This window comes from Camelimonas sp. FR25, from assembly GCF_059740505.1.
In genome coordinates this window covers 15,372-35,343 of sequence record NZ_JCAWFG010000030.1, presented here as the reverse complement: position 1 = coordinate 35,343, position 19,972 = coordinate 15,372, and the positions used below count along the sequence as shown (strand labels likewise).

Sequence of the window (19,972 nt, the reverse complement as noted above, 5' to 3'; positions counted from 1 at the left end):
TGACGGCGCCGGCCAACTCCAATTCCAGTGCGACGCGCGGTGATCCGCGGCGCTCGACAACTTCTAAAGGCGAGGCCCGTACGGGCTCGGACGGGAGCTTCCCATGGTTGCACAAACCTCCGCAGGACGCATCACGCAGGTCATTGGCGCTATCGTTGACGTGCAGTTCGATGGCCACCTGCCAGAAATTCTGAACGCGCTTGAGACCACCAACCAGGGTAACCGCCTGGTGCTCGAAGTCGCCGCCCAGCTCGGCGAAAGCACCGTGCGCTGCATCGCCATGGACACCTCCGAAGGTCTGGTACGCGGTCAGGCCGTAGTCGATACCGGCAAGCCGATCGAAGTTCCGGTTGGCGCCGGGACGCTCGGCCGCATCATGAACGTGATCGGCGAGCCGGTCGATGAGGCGGGCCCGGTGCAGGCTGAAGCCCGTCGTGGCATCCACCAGCCGGCCCCGAGCTACTCGGAGCAGTCGACCGAAGCGCAGATTCTCGTCACCGGCATCAAGGTTGTTGACCTGCTGGCGCCCTACGCACGTGGCGGCAAGATCGGCCTGTTCGGCGGCGCTGGCGTGGGCAAGACCGTGCTCATCCAGGAGCTGATCAACAACATCGCCAAGGCGCACGGTGGTTACTCCGTGTTCGCTGGCGTCGGTGAGCGTACGCGTGAAGGCAACGATCTCTATCACGAGATGATCGAGTCGGGCGTGAACGTCGACCCGCATGAGAACAACGGTTCGACCGCTGGCTCCAAGTGCGCTCTCGTGTTCGGTCAGATGAACGAGCCTCCGGGCGCCCGCGCCCGCGTTGCGCTGACTGGTCTTACCGTCGCTGAGCACTTCCGCGATCAGGGCCAGGACGTGCTGTTCTTCGTGGACAACATCTTCCGCTTCACCCAGGCGGGTTCGGAGATGTCGGCGCTGCTCGGCCGTATTCCTTCGGCCGTGGGCTATCAGCCGACGCTGGCGACGGACATGGGCGCTCTGCAGGAGCGCATCACCACCACCAATAAGGGTTCGATCACCTCGGTGCAGGCCATTTACGTGCCGGCCGACGACTTGACTGACCCTGCGCCGGCCGCCTCCTTCGCCCACCTGGACGCAACGACCGTGTTGTCGCGTACGATCGCCGAGAAGGGCATCTACCCGGCCGTGGACCCGCTCGACTCGACGTCGCGCATGCTGTCGCCGCTGGTTGTTGGCGAAGAGCACTACAACGTCGCCCGTAGGGTCCAGGAAGTGCTGCAGCGCTACAAGGCGCTTCAGGACATCATCGCCATTCTGGGCATGGACGAACTGTCCGAAGACGACAAGACGGCCGTGGCGCGCGCCCGCAAGATCGAGCGCTTCCTCAGCCAGCCGTTCCACGTCGCCGAGGTGTTCACGGGCGCTCCTGGCCAGCTGGTTTCTCTCGAAGACACCATCGCCGGCTTCAAGGGTCTGGTCGAGGGCAAGTACGACCACCTGCCGGAAGCCGCCTTCTACATGGTTGGCTCCATCGACCAGGCTGTCGAGAAGGCCCAGAAGCTGGCCGCTGAGGTCTGAGGTTGAGCGGCCCCGCTGGTGCGGGGCCGTCCACCCCGTCAGGCTCTTGCGCCTGACCGAAGCTTTGCAATCTGCTATGCCATCTGGCGTAACGGCCAGAAGCCATTTTGGAGCAGCGCCCCATGGCGGAAAACTTCCACTTTGAACTGGTCGCCCCGGAGCGTCTGCTGTTTTCCGGTGAGGTCGAGGCGGTGATCGTTCCGTCGATCGACGGCGATCTGACCGTTCTTGCAAAACATGCTCCGCTCATGGCCGTGCTCAAGCCTGGCGTCATCACCGTTGAGACTCCCGGCAAGGCGCAGGCCATCTTTGTTCGTGGCGGCTTTGCAGATGTCCGTCCCGACGGTTTGACCATCCTTGCCGAGCAGGCGGTGCCTGTCGAGGAGCTCACCGACGAGCTTATCGACGTTGTCATCAAGGACGCTGAGGGCGCCGTTGATGCTGCGACGGATGATGATCAGCGGCGCATCGCGCTCGAGCGTCTCGGCCAGTTGCAGCAAGTGCGCGGCTTGCTCAACAGCTGACCTGGGCCACAATGCCTCTGGCCCAGGCATGGGCGGCGCATTTTTGCCAGGATGAGTGTACAGAAGAACCCGGCCAGGCGCCGGGTTTTTCCTTTAGTGCCGTGCGTAGCGAACCGCGATGGCGTACTCGCAAGCACGCCGCTAGCAACGAAATGATGTGAGACCGCCATGGGTGTAATGGGGCTGGCCAATCCTGTGGTTTTCATGAAGTGGTCAGGCAGGCTGTTGCCTTATCTGGCGATCACTGGTGGCGTAAGCTTGGCCATCTCGACCTGGTTCGCCTTCATGGCGCCGGCGGATTATCAGCAGGGTGAAACCGTCCGCATCATGTTCATTCATGTGCCGGCAGCGTGGTTGGCGCTATTCCTGTACACGATGATGGCGGCCTCAGCTCTGGGGACCCTGGTCTGGCGTCATCCCCTGGCGGATGTGGCGCAGAAGGCGGCGGCCCCGGTGGGGTTGATTTTCACTTTGTTGTGTCTGGTCACTGGGTCCATCTGGGGCAAGCCGATGTGGGGAACCTGGTGGGTGTGGGATGCACGGCTGACATCAGTGCTTGTGCTGTTTCTGATGTATTGCGGTATCCTGGCCTTGTGGCAGGCGATCGATGATCCGCTTCGGGCGGCGCGGGCGGTGGCAATCCTTACCCTGGTCGGGTTTATCAATATCCCCATCATCAAGTTCTCGGTCGACTGGTGGAACACGCTGCACCAGCCGGCCTCAGTGCTGCGGCTCGATGGGCCCGCACTGCATCCGTCGATGTTGTGGCCTCTACTGTCGATGGCCGTATCGCTTTCCATCATCGCGATCGCGCTCCACGTCGCTGGCATGCGCACGGAGATCGTGCGGAGACGGACGCGCACCCGGCGCATTCAATTGCTGGATCGAGCGGCGCGGGGCGTCAACCGTGGGGAGATTGGCTGATGGCTGCCGGTGAGAACGCATACACGGCATATATCGTGGCCTCATATCTCGTCGCCATCGTGCTCGTTGGCGGGCTGACCGCCTGGACGATCTGGCAGGGCCGTGTCGCGCGCCGGGAGTTGCGACGGGTGGAGACGGAATTGGCCAAGTTCGCCGGGAAGAATGGTCATGCGGTCTGACACGATGAGGACTGGCTCGCGCCGTTATCTGCTCGCGGTTCCCCTGATTCTGTTTCTGCTTTTATCGGTGCTGTTTGCACATCGCCTGATTAAGGGCGGTGACCCTGCGATCGTGCCCTCCGCCCTGATCGATCGCGCCGCGCCTGAACTCGCTCTGGCCCCGCTGCCGGGGCTGACGCGCAACGGAAATCCGACGCCAGGTGTTTCCAGCGCGATGCTGAGGCAAGGGAAGGTCACCATCGTCAACTTCTGGGCTTCGTGGTGTGGCCCTTGCCGGGTGGAGCATCCAATCCTCATGCAACTGGCCTCCGTCGACGGGCTGCAGTTGGCCGGGGTCAACTACAAGGATGTGGCCGAGAACGCGCGCCGCTTCCTCGGCCAGTTAGGTGACCCCTTTGGCGCCGTGGGCGTTGACGCAGACGGGTCCACCGCCGTCAATTGGGGCGTCTACGGCGTGCCCGAAACCTTCATCGTCGATGGCGCAGGCATCATTCGCTACCGGCATGTTGGCCCGCTGACTGCAAACAGTCTTGCCGGTCCATTTGGTGAGGCGTTGCGACGCCTGGGGGTGCGGTTCTGATGAGGATCATTTCGGTCTGACAATTTCACATACTCAGCTGCACGGACGCGGTCGAAGGTCGTAGTACCTCGCCCTGATCGCGGCCAGCACGACAGGGAAGCCCACATGGCCCGCCCGGCCCCCAATGATGGCCTTGAATTGCTGCGCAAGGCGGACCTTGAGGCTGAGCGTCAGGTCAGCTACGTGCGCATCGCGACGGGCGGTGTGCTCTACGTCATCCTGTGGCTCCTCGCCGGACCGGAAGATTTCGCCGACAAGGCGTCCGCGGCCATGATTCACATCGCCCGCGCCAGCCTGTTCATCCTGTTCATTTCCGGCGTCCTCGCCCTGGCTCTGGTGATATTGGGTCGGTGGCGCAGCTGGATGGCCTATGTCACGGTGACCATCGACGTCGGCGTGGTGCTCGCCAACCTTGCGATGAACGCATGGTCAATGGATCTGAGCGGCGACTTTGTCAGCGCTTATCCCGCAGCGAGCGCCATTCCCCTCGTGCTGGTCACGTCCATCGTTCGAATGCGGCCACGGGTTCAGGCCTATACGGGCATATTGATCGTGACTGGCGCGCTGCTCATCGCCGTCGGCCAGGGGCACCTGGGCTATGAGCAGCGTTTGCCCCTGGTCGGGCCTCTCGCCCTCATGTTTGGCGAGAACGCGAACACCGCGCGCTTCCTTATCCTGGTCGGCATGGCGTTCATCACGTGGTTGGCGGCTGTACGTGGCCGTCGGCAGCTGCTGCGCGCGGTGGAAGAGACGAGGCGGCGGGTCAATCTGGGGCGCTATCTGCCGTCTGAGCTTTCACAGCTCCTCGCTGACAGGAGTATGAGCGAGCTGAAAAAGGGCAGTCGCAAGCGTGTTGGGCTGCTCTTCGTGGACATCAGAAATTCCACGAGTATGGAAGAAAGCCTTGAGGCTGCCGACCTGAGCCGGCTGATCAATGGCTTCCGCGATCGCCTGACCGGGATCGCAAGCCGGCATGATGTGATCATCGATAAATTCATTGGCGATGGCGCCTTTCTCGTGACGGGGATTCTGCAGTCAGAGAGCGATGACGCCGCGCGGATTATTGCCTGCGCTCAGGACATCGTAACGGCCATGGCAAACTGGTCAGCCGAGCGCGAGACGTTGGGTGAGCCGCCCGTCCGCATCGGCGCCGGCATACATTTCGGTGAGGCGTTCGTGGGCGCCATCGGCAACGATGACCGTCTTGAGTTCACCGTTCTGGGCGATGCGGTTAATGTGGCGGCGCGCCTTGAGCAATTGACCAAGACCGCCGGCACGCCGCTGCTCATCTCAGCTGATGCACTGACGGCGGCGGGGCTCACGGAGCCGCCAACGCAGGGCTACCGCTTCATCGGTCACGAGACTCTGCGCGGTCGCGCAGAACCCGTATCAATTTATGCTCCAGTAGACTGAGGAAGCGCGGCATCACTCAAAGAGCGAGTCCGGCCGCTCTTTCGTCGGCGCCTCGGTTTCCGGCGCCGCGTAGCGCAGCAACAGCGGCGTCTGGGCGAGCGCGAAGACCATGGTCAGCGGCATGATGCCGAACACTTTAAAATTCACCCAGACATCCGTGGACCAGTTGCGCCACACGATTTCATTGAGCGCCGCCAGCACGAAAAAGAAAATTGCCCAACGAAAGGTCAGTTTGCGCCACCCCTCATCGGTGAGGCTGATCATGCTGTCGAGCACGATGTGCAGCAGCGACCGTCCGAACGCGAGGCCGCCGAGCAGGGCCGCGCCAAACAGACAGTTCACAATGGTGGGTTTCAACTTGATGAAATGATCGTCACCGAGCGCCAGCGTGAGACCGCCAAAGATCAGCACGACGACCGCCGAGACCAGAGGCATGATCGGCAGTTTGCGGACCAGCGCATAGTGTATGGCGAGCGCGGCGATTGTCGCCGCCATAAAGGCCGCCGTAGCCGTAAAAATTCCCGCCTGCCCCGCCGCCACAGCGCCCGGGGGCGTCAGCGCGCCAAACAAGGGCGCAAACAGTTGCGGACGCGCGTTGGCGAGGAAAAACACGCCTAGGGGGCCGAGCTCAAGCGCAAATTTGACGAGCGGTGAGATCGTGCGTGATTGGGCAGACACTTGGGTGCGCTCCACATCCGGGGTCAATGGCAGACCAGTTGGTCTGGGCTGGGCGAGAAAGGGTTTCCGGCGTGCCAGTCGGACGGTCAGGCTGGCGCCAAATCAGAACTGACGTCAGCTTTGTTACCCGTGCGAAGGCCCACGCATTGTTCCCGCTGAACAGGCTGGCGCCAAAGTTCGGGGGCGCGGGAGCCCGCATTAGAAGTCAGAGGCAATCCCATTGTTTTCCCAATCCGCGTAGCGGACCGGGTCGGGGCCTTCGCGACCACCGAGTTCACGCTGGTCGGCGAGTTCCTGCTCGCGGCGCTGCATCGCTTCACGGCGCGCCTGCGCTTCGGCTAACGCGCGCCGCGCAGCGTCGGTCAACGGCTTGCGCGCTGCTTCTTGCGGGAAACTGGCGTCTACGGATGAGGGTGGTGCGTCCGATATCGTCATTGCGCGAGCCTCCAGGCGCGTCGTCCGGTGCGTCCCGCGCGTTTCAGGTTTCAGTGTAATCCCGCCAACAGCCTGTCGACATTCCTGTGCAGGAATTCCAGGTCGGGGTCTATAGCCCGAGCTGGCGGCGGCTGCACGCCATGCGCCACCGTTCGGCGCTTGCGAAGCTCCCTAAGCCCCAATTGCGGCCACACCGGAGCCGACTTGCGAAATGCGCGCTGGTGTTCCCACATAAGACGACAGGGTCGATTGGAGAACAGCCATGAATTACGCGAGGACCGCAGTGCTGCTGGCCGCGCTGACCGCGCTTTTCGGCGTGGTTGGTTATTTGCTGGGCGGGGCTACTGGCATGTTGGTGGCTCTGGTCGTCGCCGTTGCGATGAACCTGTTCACTTATTGGAATTCGGATCGCATGGCTCTGGCTGCCTACAACGCGAGGGAGGTGAACGCCCAGTCGGCGCCGGACCTGGTGCACATGACCCATGAGCTGGCGCGCCGGGCCAATATCCCGCCTCCGCGGGTCTATGTCATCGACAGTCCCCAGCCGAACGCATTCGCCACAGGCCGCAATCCGCAAAACGGCGCGGTGGCTGTGACGACCGGGCTGATGCACGCGCTGTCGCGCGAACAGCTCGCCGGCGTGGTCGCGCATGAGCTGGCCCATATCCGCAACCATGACACGTTGACGATGACCATCGCCGCAAGCATTGGCGGCGCTATTTCATCCCTGGCGCAATTTGGCATGCTGTTTGGCGGCAATCGCCAGAATGGCAATGGACCGGGCCCAATTGCCGGAATTTTGCTGGCTATACTGGCGCCGCTGGCCGCCATGGTCATCCAGATGGCTGTGAGCCGCTCGCGCGAGTATGAAGCCGATAGGCTTGGCGCCGAGATTTGTGGCGAACCGGTCTGGCTCGCGTCGGCTCTGGCGCGTATTGAACAGGGCGTCACGCAAATCACCGACGAACGCGCCGAGGCGCATCCGGCGACTGCGCCACTGTTCATCATCAATCCGCTGTCCGGGCGTGGCATGGACAATCTGTTTTCCACGCACCCGTCGACCAAGAACAGGATCACCGAGTTGCAAAAACTGGCCGCCGCCTGGGGCAAGAGTTGGGGCGTTCCCGTTAACGAACCATCACGGGGAGGCAGCGCCTTCACGTCGACCAAACCGTCGGCCGGCAGGAGAGGTCCGTGGGGATGAACACCGGTGACAGGCGGGGACGTCAGCATGCCCCGAAAGGCCAGTCCAACGGGGCCAGGACGCGTGGCGCGCGCAGCCCGCAGCAACAGGCGCTCGGTCCTGGCGGCGCCGCGCGGCGCGCTGCGGCCGCAGTGATTCGCAGCGTCATTGATCCCGCGGGGGAGGACCTGCAGATCGAGCGTCTGATTGCGGCGGAGACACGAGAGCTCGACGACCGCGATCGGGCGCTGGCCCGCGCCATCATCATGACCACCTTGCGGCGCCTCGGCTCCATCCAGCATCTGCTCGGGCAGTTGCTGGAGCGTGGCTATCCGCGGAAGTGCGGCTCGCTCGAGTCACTGCTGGTCACCGCGTCGGCGCAGATCCTGTTCATGGATATTCCCGATCACGCGGCGGTCGACACGGCTGTCAATCTTGCGCGCGCCGATCGTAACGCAGCCCCGTTTGCGGGCCTCGCCAATGCCGTGTTGCGTAACGTCACGGCCCGCAAGGCCGACGTCGGCGACCTGGATCCGCTCGACACGGATGTTCCGCGCTGGTTGGCGACGCGCTGGCGTGAGAATTGGGGCGAAGCCAACGCACGCGCTATCGCCGCTGCGCTGCGCCTGGAGCCAGGTCTGGACATCACCATACGAGACACCCCCGACGTATGGGCAGAGCGGCTCGACGGCGTCCAGCTGCAGCTTAGCGCCCCGACGTCGGCGACCCATACCATTCGGTTGCTGTCCTCGCAGGCGGTGGATGCGCTGCCTGGCTATGGGGAAGGCGCCTGGTGGGTGCAGGACGCGGCTGCCGCCATCCCGGCTCGTTTGCTTGCGGTGCGTGCAGGGGAGAAGGTCGCAGATTTGTGCGCCGCGCCTGGTGGCAAGACGGCGCAATTGCTGGCCGCTGGCGCTGAAGTGGCTGCCTTCGACCGCTCGGCCGAGCGAATGGAAAGGCTCGCAGCCAACATGCAGCGCCTTGGCCTGACGCCAACGACCCATGTCGTCAATCTGGCGACGGTCGATCCTGCCGCGATCAGGGGGGGGCCTTTTGACGCCATCCTGTTGGACGCTCCGTGCTCCGCAACTGGCACCATTCGCCGCCATCCCGACGTCGCCTGGACCAAACGTCCGGCTGACATTGCCTCCGTTGCGGCGGTTCAGGCCCGTCTCCTTGATTGCGCGGCGGCCCTGCTGAAGCCGGGTGGCCGGCTGGTCTATTCGACATGCTCGCTGGAACCGGAAGAGGGTGAGGCACAGATCGAGGCGCTGCTCGCCCGCAACCCGGATATGGTTCGCTCAATGGTTTCGGTCGATGAATTGCCAGGCCTGCCGCAGGCGATCAATGCACAGGGGGAAGTGCGCACGTTGCCGTCGATGCTGCCGTCGGATCAGCCGCGCCTGGCTGGGCTGGACGGGTTTTTTGCCGCGCGGCTGTCGCGGCGCGCCTGATCAGGCTCCTGGCGCTGCGAGAGAGGCGTCCTGCGGCGCGTTCTTGCGCAGCGGCGGACCCTCACAGTGGGCGCGCTGGACGCAGTGGTATTGCTGCAAGTGAATGTGGGCAAATGGATTTGTGCGAGAGATCGCGGCGGACGCCTGCTGATCTGTTGACCAGATTGGTCGGGATGCTGCCGCGTGATCCTGGTGCATCTCCCGTCAGGGAGGATGCACCGCAGGGGCATTTCATGATCTAACTGCGTTTCAGCAGTGGTGGTGAGGGCAATGTTCGGCGCCGCGACGCGCTGCCGACATGTTCATATGATTGCATACGGGCCCATGGGCTTGATGTTGCGGCGCCAGCGTTGGGTGCATGTGGGGGATAGTGCGTGGGGACAATGGGCGACAAATTGCAGCTTTATGCGCTGGTTGCGCGCGAAAGCTTGCTTGGCGCCCTTTCGCTCGCCGGGTCTCTCGCTCTCAGGGTGTTCCCGGCGGCGTCGCGCACGCCGGAACGGCTGTTAGTGGCGCCTCAGGACCTGCGCACCTCGGACCCCACAGTTGCGGCCGAATTTTATGCCGGAATTTTCTCGTTCGCCGGACGTATGGTCGAGACCCGGGGCAATTCGCCTTTCGGCGTGTCGCCACCGAGCCATCGATGGGATGAGGAGCTGTGCGGATTCGGTTGGTTGCGGCATTTGCGCGCGGCCAACACGGACATTGCCCGCGCGCATGCGCGCAGCCTTGTTGACGATTTCCTGGAGCACGATGGTGATCGTCTGGGCGCTGGCGCCCTGCCGCGCGTGGCGGCGCGTCGGCTGATCTCATTTTTGTCTCAAGCGCCCTTGCTGCTGGAGGGCGCCGACCGGACATTCTACTTGCGCTTCATGCGCACAATTGGCCGATCGCTCGGCCAGCTGCGTGTGGCGGCGGGACCAGATGTGTCGGCGGATGACCGCATGCTCATCGCTATCGCCCAGAGTTTCGCCAATCTTTGCGTCGCGCCGCCGCCCCGCGCCCAGTCGCGCGCCGATGCCCAACTCGCCGCGCTACTCAATCAGCACGTGCTGCAGGATGGCGGCCACATCAGCCGTAATCCGCGCCGTCTGCTGGAGTTGCTGACAGACCTTTTGCCTCTCCGTCAAACCTACACGGCAAGGGGGCTTGAGCCACCGTTAGCGCTGATCACCGCCATCGACCGGATGATGCCCATGTTGCGGCTGTTCCGTCACGAGGATGGCGCTATCGCCCAGTTTAACGGCATGGGCGCTTCAGCGGCCGATCTGCTGGCGACCGTGCTCGCCTATGACGACGCTCATGCCCGGCCCATGACCCATGCGCCATGGAGCGGCTACGAGCGGATCGTGGCCGATCGCGCCTTGCTGATCGTTGATGTAGGTGCGCCGCCGCCTCGCGCCTTTTCGACAGAGGCGCATGCCGGTTGCCTGTCGTTCGAGTTCTCAGTTTCAGGCGCGCTCATAGTGGTGAACTGCGGCGCAAGTCCCGTTGATCACGGGCCGACACGGCTCGCCGCGCGCTCTACTGCGGCGCATTCGACGCTGACCGTGGCGGACACCTCATCGTGCCGCTTCGCCGGCTCGCCTCCGGGAGACCGCATGGCGCGTATGGCGGAGCGCCTGTTGGGACCAGTCATCCTCTCTGGCCCCGAGCAGGTGCAGGCCGAGCGATCAAGCGATGCTGATGGTTTTCGTTTGCGGGCCAGCCACGATGGCTATTTGACGCGCCACGGCGTGGTGCACGAGCGGCAACTTTGGTTGCCCGCTGGCGGCGACCGCCTTGAAGGCGTCGACCGTCTGATCAGGTCCAGCGGCGACGCGGTTCAGGCCACCGTTCGTTTTCACTTGCATCCTGCCGTGGAAGCCATCGCAGAGAGTGAGAGCCATGCGGTGGCCCTGTCGCTGCCTGACGGCCAACGCTGGCGCTTCGAAGCGCCTGGCCAGACCGTGCACATAGAAGAGAGCGTGTGGTTTGCGGCGCCAGGAGGTGTGAAGGCGTCCCGCCAGCTGGTGATCGATCTGTCGGTCGAAGGGCAGAGCGCGTCAGCAGAGTGCGGCTGGCGCTTCATGCGCACTGGCTGGGAAGCGCCTGCCGGGCCATCGCCGGGCCGCATCTGACGCATAGCCGCGTTGCAAAGGCGCAGATATCGCTGAACTGGCAGGGCTATCACGACAATTCCGCGAAGGGGGCGTCGTCGCCAGAATTGGATCACCGGCGTATCCGTGTTATCTGCCGCGCTTCACGGCTAGCTCACGTGCAGTTGCAGGCGCGCCGTCAGCCAGGCTGGATGGCCTGGCGTGGGTTCGTAACAAATGCACACGTCTGGTGGATCAGCAGACGCGCAATACAATGAACGTTGAGATCGACCCGCTGCCGAACGCGCAGGTCGCTTGCTGATGTCACTGTGGCCGGATGCAATTGGACAATACACGGATCTCACATGTCGAACGAACTGCGTCGCGTCACTCGCGCACTTCTCTCCGTGTCGGACAAGACCGGCCTCATTGATTTCGCCCGGGCTCTCGTCGACCGTAACATTGCGCTGATTTCCACTGGCGGCACCCGCAAGGCGTTGGCCGAGGCCGGTTTGCCAGTTGCTGACGTCTCGGAAGTCACCGGCTTCCCGGAGATGATGGACGGACGCGTCAAGACCCTGCACCCCGCGGTGCATGGCGGCCTGCTGGCCATTCGCAACAATCCTGAGCACCAGGCGGCGATGCTGGCCAATGGCATTGGGCCAATCGATCTCCTCGTCGTCAATTTGTATCCGTTTGAGGCCACGGTGGCGTCAGGCGCAGGCTATGATGACTGCATCGAGAATATCGACATCGGCGGTCCGGCAATGATTCGCGCCGCGGCCAAGAACCATGGTGATGTGGCGGTGGTGGTCGAAGGCGCCGACTACCAGGCCGTGCTCGACGATCTCGCGGCCAATGAGGGCTCTACCTCGCTGGCCCTGCGGCGCAAGCTGGCGCAAAAGGCCTATGCGCGCACCGCCGCCTATGACGCGGCGATTTCCAATTGGTTCGCGGCGCAGCTGGGCGAAGCCAATCCGACGTTTCGCGCCATTGGCGGCGAGCTCGCCGAGGCCATGCGCTATGGTGAGAACCCGCACCAGAACGCTGGCTTCTACAAGGGACCGGACAGGCGTTTCGGCGTGGCCACCGCCCGGCAGCTCCAGGGCAAGCAATTGTCCTTCAACAATATCAATGACACGGACGCTGCCTTCGAATGCGTCGCTGAATTCGATCCGGCGCGCAGCGCTGCGGTTGCGATCATCAAGCACGCCAACCCGTGCGGCGTCGCCGAAGGCGCAACACTTGCAGAGGCCTATGAGCGGGCGCTGCGTTGCGATCCGGTCTCGGCTTTTGGCGGTATCGTGGCGCTCAATCAACGGCTGGACGCCGAGGCGGCGCGCAAGATCGTTGAGGTCTTCACCGAGGTGATTATTGCGCCAGACGCCAGCGACGAGGCCATTGCGATTGTCGCAGCGAAGAAAAACCTGCGGCTGCTGCTGACGGATGGTCTGCCCGACCCACGCGCGCCTGGCCTGTCGCTGCGCACCGTCGCCGGTGGTTTCCTCGTTCAGGGGCGTGACAACGCCGTGGTCGATGACATGGACCTGCGCGTCGTCACCAGGCGCCAGCCGACCGAGCGCGAGCTCGCCGACATGCGCTTTGCTTTCCGCGTGGCCAAGCACGTCAAGTCAAACGCCATCGTCTACGTCAAGGATGGGGCCACGGTGGGCGTGGGCGCTGGCCAGATGAGCCGCGTTGATTCCTCGCGCATCGCTGCCTGGAAGGCGGCAGAAGCGGCGAAGGCGGCAGGCCTGCCAGAGAGCCTGGCGGTTGGCTCCGTGGTCGCATCTGACGCGTTCTTCCCGTTTGCGGACGGTCTGCTGGCGGCCGCAGAGGCTGGCGCGACCGCTGTCATCCAGCCGGGCGGCTCGATGCGTGATGACGAGGTTATCAAGGCAGCTGATGAGGCGGGGCTGGCCATGGTCTTCACCGGCCACCGCCACTTCCGGCACTGATGCCCCTCGATTCCGGCAGCCCGGCAGTCGGCGCTGATGCGCCGGCGCCAGCCCCCGGTTTGACCTTGGTGCTCGGCGGCGCCCGCTCAGGAAAAAGTCGCCACGCCGAACAATTGATCGAAGCCTGCGCGGCGCCATGGCTGTATGTGGCCACCGCGCGGGCCTATGACGATGAGATGCGCGAGCGCATCGCGCATCACGTGGCGCGTCGCGGCGCCGGATGGCGAACGCTTGAGGCGCCCCTCGAACTCGCCCATGCCCTGAGCCATGCGCCGGAGGGCCAACCTGTGCTGATTGATTGCCTGACTCTCTGGCTCACAAATATTCTTCTGTCCGGGGCGGATGCGCCAGGAGAGGCGGAACGCCTGATCTCGACCCTCGCGCGCCCGCGTGGGCCGTGGGTGGTTGTGGCGAATGAAGTGGGGCTCGGCATCGTGCCCGATAACGCCCTCGCGCGCCGCTTTCGGGATGAGGCGGGGCGCCTCAATCAGGCTGTGGCGGCTGTCGCTGACCGGGTTCTGTTCATGGCCGCCGGGCTGCCGTTGCAGCTTAAGGGGTGAGCCCCGGGCGGCGGCCGATTGAACGGGACAATGGGCGGCGTGCTCAGGTTTAGGGCGGGCGGCGGCATCGCCACGCCTCTTACCGCCTCCGCCTTTCGTACGGGTTTGCATCCCTGCGCCGTTGACCCCACTCTAAACTCAAAATCCCGGCGTCTGGCCGCAGCGCCCTTTGGCGCCGCGGCCGGGAGCCGCAGTTTAGGGAAGGAAAGCCAATGGCTGGCAGCAAGAAAAAGTCCGAAGCAAAGACGAAAAAGCCAAAGGGCGGGGATAAGGCTGTCAGCGCCGCAGCGCCGCGCCGGCAACGGGATGCCGCCGTGATGGCGGTGTCGCTGCCGGCGGGCGAACTGTCCGAGGCCATGCAGGCCTATTTCCGCAAATGCGAGGACAAGCTGGGCTATGTGCCGAATGTGCTGCAGGCCTACGCGTTTGATGACGCCAAGCTGCAGGCGTTCTCAACTTTCTATAACGATCTGATGCTTGCGCCTTCCGGGTTGACCAAACTCGAGCGTGAAATGATTGCGGTGGTGGTCTCCAGCATCAATCGTTGCTTTTATTGCCTCACGGCGCATGGCGCCGCTGTCCGCCAATTGTCGGGCGATCCGGTCCTGGGCGAACTGCTGGTGATGAACTATCGCGCCGCGGATCTCGACCACCGGCATCGCGCGATGCTCGATTTCGCCGCCAGACTGACCGAAACGCCAGACAAGATCGTTGACGCCGACCGCGACGCCCTTCGCCAGGCCGGCTTCTCCGAGCGCGATATCTGGGACATTGGCGCCGTTGCGTCATTCTACAATATGAGCAACCGCATGGCCTCCGCTGTCGATATGCGGCCTAATCACGCCTATCACGCTGCGTTCCGCACCGATTCCGAATAAGGCCCCTGATTGTCCGCCCACTAGCCCCAGCATGGCCATGCCCTGGCGCAGCCTGAACGGCCACCCATGCGCCGTCGGCCCAGACATGGTCGTGCCTGACGGCGCCCCGGCAGTGGCGATCATTACGTTCGAGGTAATGGCGCAAGCGTCATGGCGATGCTTGGCTGTATCGTAGCGGGCGCAGCTCGCTTCAGACGAACAGGGGTAAGGTCATGGCCGGATCTGCACAGGATGTGGGCGCCCAAATCCGGGGGTGGCGGCAACGTCGCCGGATGAGCCAACTGGATCTGGCGTGCGAGGCAGGGATCTCGACGCGTCACCTCAGCTTCGTGGAAACCGGGCGCGCGCAGCCATCACGGGACATGGTGATGCTGCTGGCCGAGCGGCTGAACATACCGTTGCGCAACCGCAATGTGCTGATGGTCGCCGCTGGTTATGCCCCAGTCTACGAGGAGCGCAAGCTTGATGCGCCAGAGATGCGCAGCGCCAGACAGGCTGTTGAGCAAGTCCTGGCTGCACACGAACCCTGGCCTGCCCTCGCGATCGACCGTCACTGGAACCTGGTGTCCGCCAACGGGGCGGCGCCGCCGCTTTTCGCAGGAGCCTCGCCGGCATTGCTGACAGGCGAGATCAATGTGCTGCGGCTATCACTGCATCCAGATGGATTGGCCAGAAACATCCTCAACTATCATGAGTGGCGTGATCATCTGCTGCACAGGCTGCGGCAACAGATCGATCAGACGGCAGATAGCCAGCTCATGGCGCTCTACGACGAGCTGCAGGCCTATCCCGCGCCAACGCCCAGCACGCGTCGGAGCAAGCCTTCGGACATCGTTGCGCCGTTACGGATGGCGGTGGATGGCGCGGTGTTGTCGTTCATCAGCACGACGACGGTGTTTGGCACGCCTCTGGACATCACCCTCTCTGAACTGGCGCTTGAGACGTTCTTTCCAGTCGATGAAGACACCGCGAATGTCTTGCAGGCGCTCGCCGCAGGACGCCGCAGACAGATGGGGGAGGCATCGTCCTGATGTCATCGCAAGGCGTGTCCGACGCGGGCGAGAGGGCCTGTGGGGCGTTTGAGGCGCTCTAGCGCCGGAGGAGCCACCACCCTTGCGATCTGGCGTGGTAGCCAGAGCCACAACCTTGTCCCACTCAGATCCGGGCCTCAGATTGGAAGCCTCCCAGACACTCGTGCCTGGGAGCCTCCTTCGCGTCCCAAAACAGGGTGTCAGCCTGCCGGGAGGGCGCGCGTCAGCAAGCGCGTGAGCCGCGCCGAGAACGCATGGGCGTCGCTCACCTGGCCGCCATCCAGTATCGACGCCTCGTCGAGCAGCAGATGCGCGATGTCCGCCCTGAACTCAGCGTCAGTCACCGGCGCCGCAGCCATCGTCTGTATCAACGGGTGATGCGGGTTTACCTCCAGAATCGGCCTGGCGATCTGGTCGAGCCGACCGAAGCCGGTGAGCAGCCGCTCCATATGGCGGTCGTATCCACCGCCGGGCGCGACAAGGCAGACCAGGCTGTCTGTCAGACGGGTTGAGGCGCGCACATCGGTCACCGCCTCTCCCAGCTTCTCTTTTACGCTTTCCAGCAACGCCTTGACCGCGTCGCTGACCTCCGCATTGGGGGCCTTTTCGCCTTCAGCGAGCGGGATCAGATCGAGATCGGCGACGCCCTGGGTCACGGACCGCAGCGGCTTGCCGTCAAAGCCCGCGGCGCCCATGGTCCAGAAGCCGTCGACGGGATCGGTCAGCAGCAGCACCTCAACCCCGCGCGCCCGGAAACCTTCGAGGTGAGGCGAATTCTCGATTTTCGCCGCCGCATCGCCGGTCAGATAATAGATCGCAGTCTGGTTCTCGCGCATATCGGCGAGATATTGTTTCAGGGAGCGCAGCGCGCCGTTGCTTGTCGTCGTTCTGAAGCGGGCAAGGCCGAGCAACCGCTCCTGACGCGCAAAGTCCTCGTGTACGCCTTCCTTGATCACGGCGCCGAAATTGTCCCAGATCGCGCCATAGGCTTCCGGGTCGCTGTCGGCGAGCTTCTCCAGCTCCGTGAGCACGCGGCCAGTGACATTCTGGCTAATAGCCCGCAGAACCGGGCTGTTCTGGATCATCTCCCGGGACAGATTGAGCGGCAGGTCGGCGGAATCGACCACGCCGCGCACGAAGCGCAGGTAACGCGGCAGGATCTCCGCGTCATCGGTGATGAAAACCCGCTTCACATACAGCTTCACCCGGCCCTTGCGCTCCGGGTCCAGCAGGTCAAACGGACGTGATGAAGGCGTGAACAACAGCGCGTTGAACTCGTGCCGACCCTCAGCCCGATAGTGGATCGTCATGGCGGGGTCATCGAACATGCCGCCGACGGAACGATAAAATTCCTTGTATTCCTCGGCGGAGATGTCGTGTCTGGCACGGGTCCACAAGGCGCTGCCATCAACCACCTGTTCGTCGACCTGCTCAGGCGCGGCCACCTCGCCGTCCTTGTCCTCGCCATCGACCGGGCGGGCAAAATGTAGCGTCACCGGCACCGGCACGTGGCCTGACTGACTCTGGATGTGCCGCCGCAGGTTATCGGCGTCGAGCCACTCGTCGGCGCCGTCCGAAAGGTGCAGGACAATGCGCGAACCGCGCGCCGGCGCTGCGTCTGTGGCGACGTCGACGACGGTGAACTCGCCCTTGCCGTCGGATGACCACTGCGCTGCGGTATCTGCGCCCGCCTTGCGCGAGACGACGTCGGCGCGATCGGCGACCATGAAGGCGGCGTAGAAGCCCACGCCGAACTGGCCAATCAGGTGGGCATCGCCCCTGGCGCTCTCGGCGCCTTGGGGCGCTGTTTCGCCAAGCATCCCCTCGAGATAGGCGCGCGTCCCTGAGCGGGCGATGGTGCCAAGGGCCTCGACCATTTCGTCCGCAGTCATACCGATGCCATTGTCTTCAACGGTCAGCGTGCGGTTCGCCGGATCAATCCGGATGTCGATGCCCATGGCGGCAGGGGCGTCGCCCAGCAGCTCTGGGCGAGCGATCGCCTCATAGCGCAGCTTCTCGCACGCATCAGCGGCATTCGAAATCAGCTCCCGCAGAAATACGCTTTTGTCGGAATAGACCGAGTGCACCATCATGTGGAGCAAGCGTGCGACGTCAGCCTCAAAGGCGCGCGTCCTGACGCCGGTATCAGCATCCGTGGTCATGGTTATCCCCCAAAAATTGTTTGCAATGGCAGAATATTGTGTTGCTGAAGCCTCAGGCGCTCGCGGCGCCGGATGGCGCCGACATGGCGAATGGCGTGCAGATTTTCAAGTACGATCCCTGCCAGGCGCTGCCTGCCATGAATTGCGTGTCACGCCGTCCACCCGACCGGTGTCCCTGGTCTGGCGGCACAGGCGCAGGGCAAAATCACCCTTCTTCGCATGTCAGGCGCTGCAGCAATTGCGCGGCCGGAGCGGGATGCAACATTCATGTTCCCGAGGCGATCAACGCCGCGCTCGCCGTCCCGACAAAAAAGAGGCGGGCCGCTACAGCCCGCCTCGCTATTCCGTCATGCATGCGCCAGATTCCGGCGCTCCTTACATAAATCTCAAGGGCATTCCCTGCGAACCCGTTCCATGGCCTGGGTGAAGCCGCGGAGCGAATACTCATCCTTCAGGCTGTTGCCGCGCTGCGACTGTGTGCTGAGGACGAGTTTAGTTCCCCTGGTCATGGCCGCGACAGTCGGCACTTCCTGGCTCGCATCCTTCAACCAGGCGCTCGCTCCACGTGTGACGACGGGCTGGCTGGCATTGTCGACAGCAACCTGACCGTCGACGCCAGCCTTGGCGTTAAACCCAAGCACCCAGCTAATCTCGTTGCGCACGCCATCACCCGGGCGGGCTGACACGAAAAGATAGCCTGGATCGCGATTGAGCCCCTTTGGCAGGCGAACCTTTGGATGGGAGAGCGCGTAGCAGACCTTGCTCCTGCCGGTACGCGCAACATAAACGCCCCAGTCACCGTAGCTCCCGACGGAGTTACCGCCCGCTGGCCCGGATGCGGGCTTGGCGGAGCGTGTCTGAGCCAGCGCCTCGGATGCGGCGCCGGTGAAAACGTAAGTGGAGAGCAGCGCGCCAGCGCAAATGACAGCGCAGCGCAACAGTCGGTCCGGACGAATCATTGAATGATCAAGTCCCCTGCGGTGAGCCCGAAGGGCCTCATTAATTGAATGACACAAGCCTCGCTGCGGCGCGCGCCACAGCGATGCTGATACGAATGTCCCACTATAGAACGAGTTCCTTATCAGGGCGTTAGGAACTTCCAGCGGGCGTCTCTTTTTTTGTATCTGCGCCACGCTTCGTCTGGAAGATCCATCGCTTCCAGCGCGAGGGAGGCGGCTCATTGCCGTCGATAAATGGAGCCGATCGGGCCGGAGGCGGCTGGTCCGACAACGCCTGCGCCGCAAGGTCACGGTGCTCCGGCCTGATGGCCGAGCTAACTGTCGCGATCGCCAGCGTCAGCACAGCGATGTCATCGGTGAAGCCGACCAGAGGCAGCAGGTCGGAGACCGCGTCGAGCGGCAGGATAAAATAGCCCAGCGCGCCAAACAGGATCATGCGCACCTTCAATGGCGTGCGGGCATCGCGCGCGCAAAAGAACGCAGCGACAAGGTCCTGCGCGAAAGGCGTATTCCTGGCGATGCGTTTTAACGCCCCCCAGAAATGCTTGCGCACATGCGCTTCGTCAGCGTGGGCGCCTGCATCTTCTCCGCTCGCAGCCCGACGGATCGCCTGCATTTCTGCTTCGGTGAATGGCTCGGTGAGGGAACGGGACATGGTCGACTGGCGACTCCTTGAGGCCTAGCGTAGCCAAACGAAACTGTAAAGGCTCAGTTGCGGCGCACACGCCAATCATCGTCCGCAGCAAAAATCTGGCGATGCGCGCTGGAAATTCAAGGTGCAACGTCGCATTGATCGAGGGCGTCCACGCCGCCGTTGTCGCCAAGGTCATACGCCGCCTCAACGACATAGGGGCCGCCGCCCACTGAATCCCGCGATGAAAACAGCACGAACCTCTGGGCGGTGAAGCTGATGCGGGGCAAGGCGCCGCGCAAAGCCAGGTAGTCGGCGACATCAAGGGGCGATACGTCGCGTAAACGCGCCAGCGTCACGTGAGGCGTGAACTTACGGGTTTCGGGTGGTGCGCCAGCCTTACGCACGCGGCGCTCGATATCGGCCTGGAGCTCCATCAGCGCCCTGTCGGGCAAGACGCGTGCATGTACCGACCGCGGCCGCTTGCCGCCGAAGGCCTCTACGCCTTCCAGCGTGACGGTGACCGGGTCACGCCGGATTTCGGCCAATGATTCGTCGATGTCGCGCGCCGTCGCATGGTCGATATCGCCGATGAAACGCAACGTAATGTGATAGTCTTCTGGATCGATCCAACGTGCGCCATAGAGGCCGCCACGCGCGGCGGTGAGCGTTGCGCCAAGCGCTGGCGGCAGCTCCAGACCGATGAACAGCCTTGGCATCTTGCATCTCCTTAGGGCCGTTAGACGAAAGGGCCGATCAGCCGCATGGGCCGCGCGCAGCGGCATGCCATGGCGTATGCGCT

At 63.6% G+C, this 19,972-nt stretch carries 19 protein-coding genes; 13 read left to right on the top strand and 6 right to left on the bottom strand.

What is annotated here, in order from left to right; translation table 11 throughout:
* The first annotated feature begins 103 nt into the window (after window positions 1-103).
* The 6 genes from atpD to AC6A67_RS03800 all read left to right on the top strand — a co-directional run bounded on the left by atpD (window position 104) and on the right by AC6A67_RS03800 (window position 5,163).
* A complete protein-coding gene (gene atpD / locus AC6A67_RS03825) occupies window positions 104-1,543 on the top strand; it encodes a F0F1 ATP synthase subunit beta (protein ID WP_498035232.1) in 1,440 nt (479 codons plus the stop codon).
* A 122-nt stretch (window positions 1,544-1,665) separates the two neighbouring features.
* On the top strand, window positions 1,666-2,067 hold the full coding sequence (locus AC6A67_RS03820) for a F0F1 ATP synthase subunit epsilon (protein WP_498035231.1): 402 nt from the start codon (window positions 1,666-1,668) through the stop codon (window positions 2,065-2,067).
* Between the two features lie 168 nt (window positions 2,068-2,235).
* A complete protein-coding gene (locus tag AC6A67_RS03815; RefSeq protein WP_498035230.1) occupies window positions 2,236-2,991 on the top strand; it encodes a heme ABC transporter permease in 756 nt (251 codons plus the stop codon).
* Window positions 2,991-3,170 (top strand): heme exporter protein CcmD, encoded by a 180-nt coding sequence (gene ccmD, locus AC6A67_RS03810; RefSeq protein ID WP_498035229.1) that lies wholly within the window; start codon window positions 2,991-2,993, stop codon window positions 3,168-3,170. The genes AC6A67_RS03815 and ccmD overlap by 1 nt, the downstream gene beginning before the upstream one ends.
* Window positions 3,160-3,750 (top strand): DsbE family thiol:disulfide interchange protein, encoded by a 591-nt coding sequence (locus AC6A67_RS03805; RefSeq protein ID WP_498035228.1) that lies wholly within the window; start codon window positions 3,160-3,162, stop codon window positions 3,748-3,750. The genes ccmD and AC6A67_RS03805 overlap by 11 nt, the downstream gene beginning before the upstream one ends.
* Before the next feature lie 105 nt (window positions 3,751-3,855).
* Entirely contained in the window at window positions 3,856-5,163 is a 1,308-nt protein-coding gene (locus AC6A67_RS03800; RefSeq protein WP_498035227.1) for an adenylate/guanylate cyclase domain-containing protein, read from the top strand.
* A 12-nt stretch (window positions 5,164-5,175) separates the two neighbouring features.
* Here the strand turns inward: AC6A67_RS03800 and AC6A67_RS03795 are convergent, their stop codons facing one another.
* Together AC6A67_RS03795 and AC6A67_RS03790 are read right to left on the bottom strand one after the other, a co-directional pair.
* A complete protein-coding gene (locus AC6A67_RS03795) occupies window positions 5,176-5,868 on the bottom strand; it encodes a septation protein A (RefSeq protein WP_498035226.1) in 693 nt (230 codons plus the stop codon).
* A 171-nt stretch (window positions 5,869-6,039) separates the two neighbouring features.
* A complete protein-coding gene (locus AC6A67_RS03790) occupies window positions 6,040-6,276 on the bottom strand; it encodes a DUF1674 domain-containing protein (RefSeq protein WP_498035225.1) in 237 nt (78 codons plus the stop codon).
* Window positions 6,277-6,538: 262 nt separating this feature from the next.
* Here AC6A67_RS03790 and htpX point away from each other — a divergent pair, with 262 nt between their 5' ends.
* The 7 genes from htpX to AC6A67_RS03755 all read left to right on the top strand — a co-directional run bounded on the left by htpX (window position 6,539) and on the right by AC6A67_RS03755 (window position 15,418).
* Entirely contained in the window at window positions 6,539-7,480 is a 942-nt protein-coding gene (gene htpX / locus AC6A67_RS03785) for a zinc metalloprotease HtpX (protein ID WP_498035224.1), read from the top strand.
* Window positions 7,477-8,913: a 16S rRNA (cytosine(967)-C(5))-methyltransferase RsmB gene (gene rsmB / locus AC6A67_RS03780; RefSeq protein WP_498035262.1), complete on the top strand. Its 1,437-nt coding sequence runs from the start codon at window positions 7,477-7,479 to the stop codon at window positions 8,911-8,913. The genes htpX and rsmB overlap by 4 nt, the downstream gene beginning before the upstream one ends.
* A 383-nt stretch (window positions 8,914-9,296) precedes the next feature.
* A complete protein-coding gene (locus AC6A67_RS03775) occupies window positions 9,297-11,033 on the top strand; it encodes a heparinase II/III family protein (RefSeq protein ID WP_498035261.1) in 1,737 nt (578 codons plus the stop codon).
* Between the two features lie 323 nt (window positions 11,034-11,356).
* On the top strand, window positions 11,357-12,949 hold the full coding sequence (gene purH, locus AC6A67_RS03770; protein ID WP_498035223.1) for a bifunctional phosphoribosylaminoimidazolecarboxamide formyltransferase/IMP cyclohydrolase: 1,593 nt from the start codon (window positions 11,357-11,359) through the stop codon (window positions 12,947-12,949).
* Window positions 12,949-13,509, top strand: a complete 561-nt coding sequence (gene cobU / locus AC6A67_RS03765; protein ID WP_498035222.1) for a bifunctional adenosylcobinamide kinase/adenosylcobinamide-phosphate guanylyltransferase — start codon at window positions 12,949-12,951, stop codon at window positions 13,507-13,509. Before purH ends, cobU begins: the two co-directional genes overlap by 1 nt.
* Window positions 13,510-13,826: 317 nt before the next feature.
* Window positions 13,827-14,387 carry a peroxidase-related enzyme gene (locus AC6A67_RS03760; protein ID WP_498035260.1) on the top strand — a complete coding sequence of 187 codons (561 nt, stop codon included), beginning with the start codon at window positions 13,827-13,829 and terminating at the stop codon, window positions 14,385-14,387.
* A 212-nt stretch (window positions 14,388-14,599) separates the two neighbouring features.
* Window positions 14,600-15,418: a helix-turn-helix domain-containing protein gene (locus AC6A67_RS03755; protein WP_498035221.1), complete on the top strand. Its 819-nt coding sequence runs from the start codon at window positions 14,600-14,602 to the stop codon at window positions 15,416-15,418.
* A 200-nt stretch (window positions 15,419-15,618) separates the two neighbouring features.
* On the opposite strand, the gene htpG is transcribed toward AC6A67_RS03755, so the two are convergent.
* The 4 genes from htpG to thpR all read right to left on the bottom strand — a co-directional run bounded on the left by htpG (window position 15,619) and on the right by thpR (window position 19,889).
* A complete protein-coding gene (gene htpG, locus AC6A67_RS03750; RefSeq protein ID WP_498035220.1) occupies window positions 15,619-17,580 on the bottom strand; it encodes a molecular chaperone HtpG in 1,962 nt (653 codons plus the stop codon).
* Window positions 17,581-17,966: 386 nt separating this feature from the next.
* Complete coding sequence (locus AC6A67_RS03745) at window positions 17,967-18,518, bottom strand: invasion associated locus B family protein (protein WP_498035219.1); 552 nt, start codon at window positions 18,516-18,518, stop codon at window positions 17,967-17,969.
* 151 nt (window positions 18,519-18,669) lie between these two features.
* On the bottom strand, window positions 18,670-19,194 hold the full coding sequence (locus tag AC6A67_RS03740; RefSeq protein ID WP_498035218.1) for a YkvA family protein: 525 nt from the start codon (window positions 19,192-19,194) through the stop codon (window positions 18,670-18,672).
* Window positions 19,195-19,310: 116 nt separating this feature from the next.
* Window positions 19,311-19,889, bottom strand: a complete 579-nt coding sequence (gene thpR / locus AC6A67_RS03735; RefSeq protein ID WP_498035259.1) for an RNA 2',3'-cyclic phosphodiesterase — start codon at window positions 19,887-19,889, stop codon at window positions 19,311-19,313.
* Window positions 19,890-19,972 lie beyond the last annotated feature (83 nt).

What these genes read in the sequence shown, in the direction of transcription:
- AC6A67_RS03805 (WP_498035228.1), top strand. Translation starts at nt 3,160, where the DNA reads ATGCGGTCTGACACGATGAGGACTGGCTCGCGCCGTTATCTGCTCGCG.
- cobU (WP_498035222.1), top strand. Translation starts at nt 12,949, where the DNA reads ATGCCCCTCGATTCCGGCAGCCCGGCAGTCGGCGCTGATGCGCCGGCG.
- AC6A67_RS03775 (WP_498035261.1), top strand. Translation starts at nt 9,297, where the DNA reads ATGGGCGACAAATTGCAGCTTTATGCGCTGGTTGCGCGCGAAAGCTTG.
- ccmD (WP_498035229.1), top strand. Translation starts at nt 2,991, where the DNA reads ATGGCTGCCGGTGAGAACGCATACACGGCATATATCGTGGCCTCATAT.
- thpR (WP_498035259.1), bottom strand. Translation starts at nt 19,889, where the DNA reads ATGCCAAGGCTGTTCATCGGTCTGGAGCTGCCGCCAGCGCTTGGCGCA.
- htpG (WP_498035220.1), bottom strand. Translation starts at nt 17,580, where the DNA reads ATGACCACGGATGCTGATACCGGCGTCAGGACGCGCGCCTTTGAGGCT.
- AC6A67_RS03760 (WP_498035260.1), top strand. Translation starts at nt 13,827, where the DNA reads ATGGCGGTGTCGCTGCCGGCGGGCGAACTGTCCGAGGCCATGCAGGCC.
- AC6A67_RS03815 (WP_498035230.1), top strand. Translation starts at nt 2,236, where the DNA reads ATGGGTGTAATGGGGCTGGCCAATCCTGTGGTTTTCATGAAGTGGTCA.
- AC6A67_RS03740 (WP_498035218.1), bottom strand. Translation starts at nt 19,194, where the DNA reads ATGTCCCGTTCCCTCACCGAGCCATTCACCGAAGCAGAAATGCAGGCG.
- htpX (WP_498035224.1), top strand. Translation starts at nt 6,539, where the DNA reads ATGAATTACGCGAGGACCGCAGTGCTGCTGGCCGCGCTGACCGCGCTT.
- AC6A67_RS03790 (WP_498035225.1), bottom strand. Translation starts at nt 6,276, where the DNA reads ATGACGATATCGGACGCACCACCCTCATCCGTAGACGCCAGTTTCCCG.
- purH (WP_498035223.1), top strand. Translation starts at nt 11,357, where the DNA reads ATGTCGAACGAACTGCGTCGCGTCACTCGCGCACTTCTCTCCGTGTCG.
- rsmB (WP_498035262.1), top strand. Translation starts at nt 7,477, where the DNA reads ATGAACACCGGTGACAGGCGGGGACGTCAGCATGCCCCGAAAGGCCAG.
- AC6A67_RS03820 (WP_498035231.1), top strand. Translation starts at nt 1,666, where the DNA reads ATGGCGGAAAACTTCCACTTTGAACTGGTCGCCCCGGAGCGTCTGCTG.
- AC6A67_RS03800 (WP_498035227.1), top strand. Translation starts at nt 3,856, where the DNA reads ATGGCCCGCCCGGCCCCCAATGATGGCCTTGAATTGCTGCGCAAGGCG.
- atpD (WP_498035232.1), top strand. Translation starts at nt 104, where the DNA reads ATGGTTGCACAAACCTCCGCAGGACGCATCACGCAGGTCATTGGCGCT.
- AC6A67_RS03755 (WP_498035221.1), top strand. Translation starts at nt 14,600, where the DNA reads ATGGCCGGATCTGCACAGGATGTGGGCGCCCAAATCCGGGGGTGGCGG.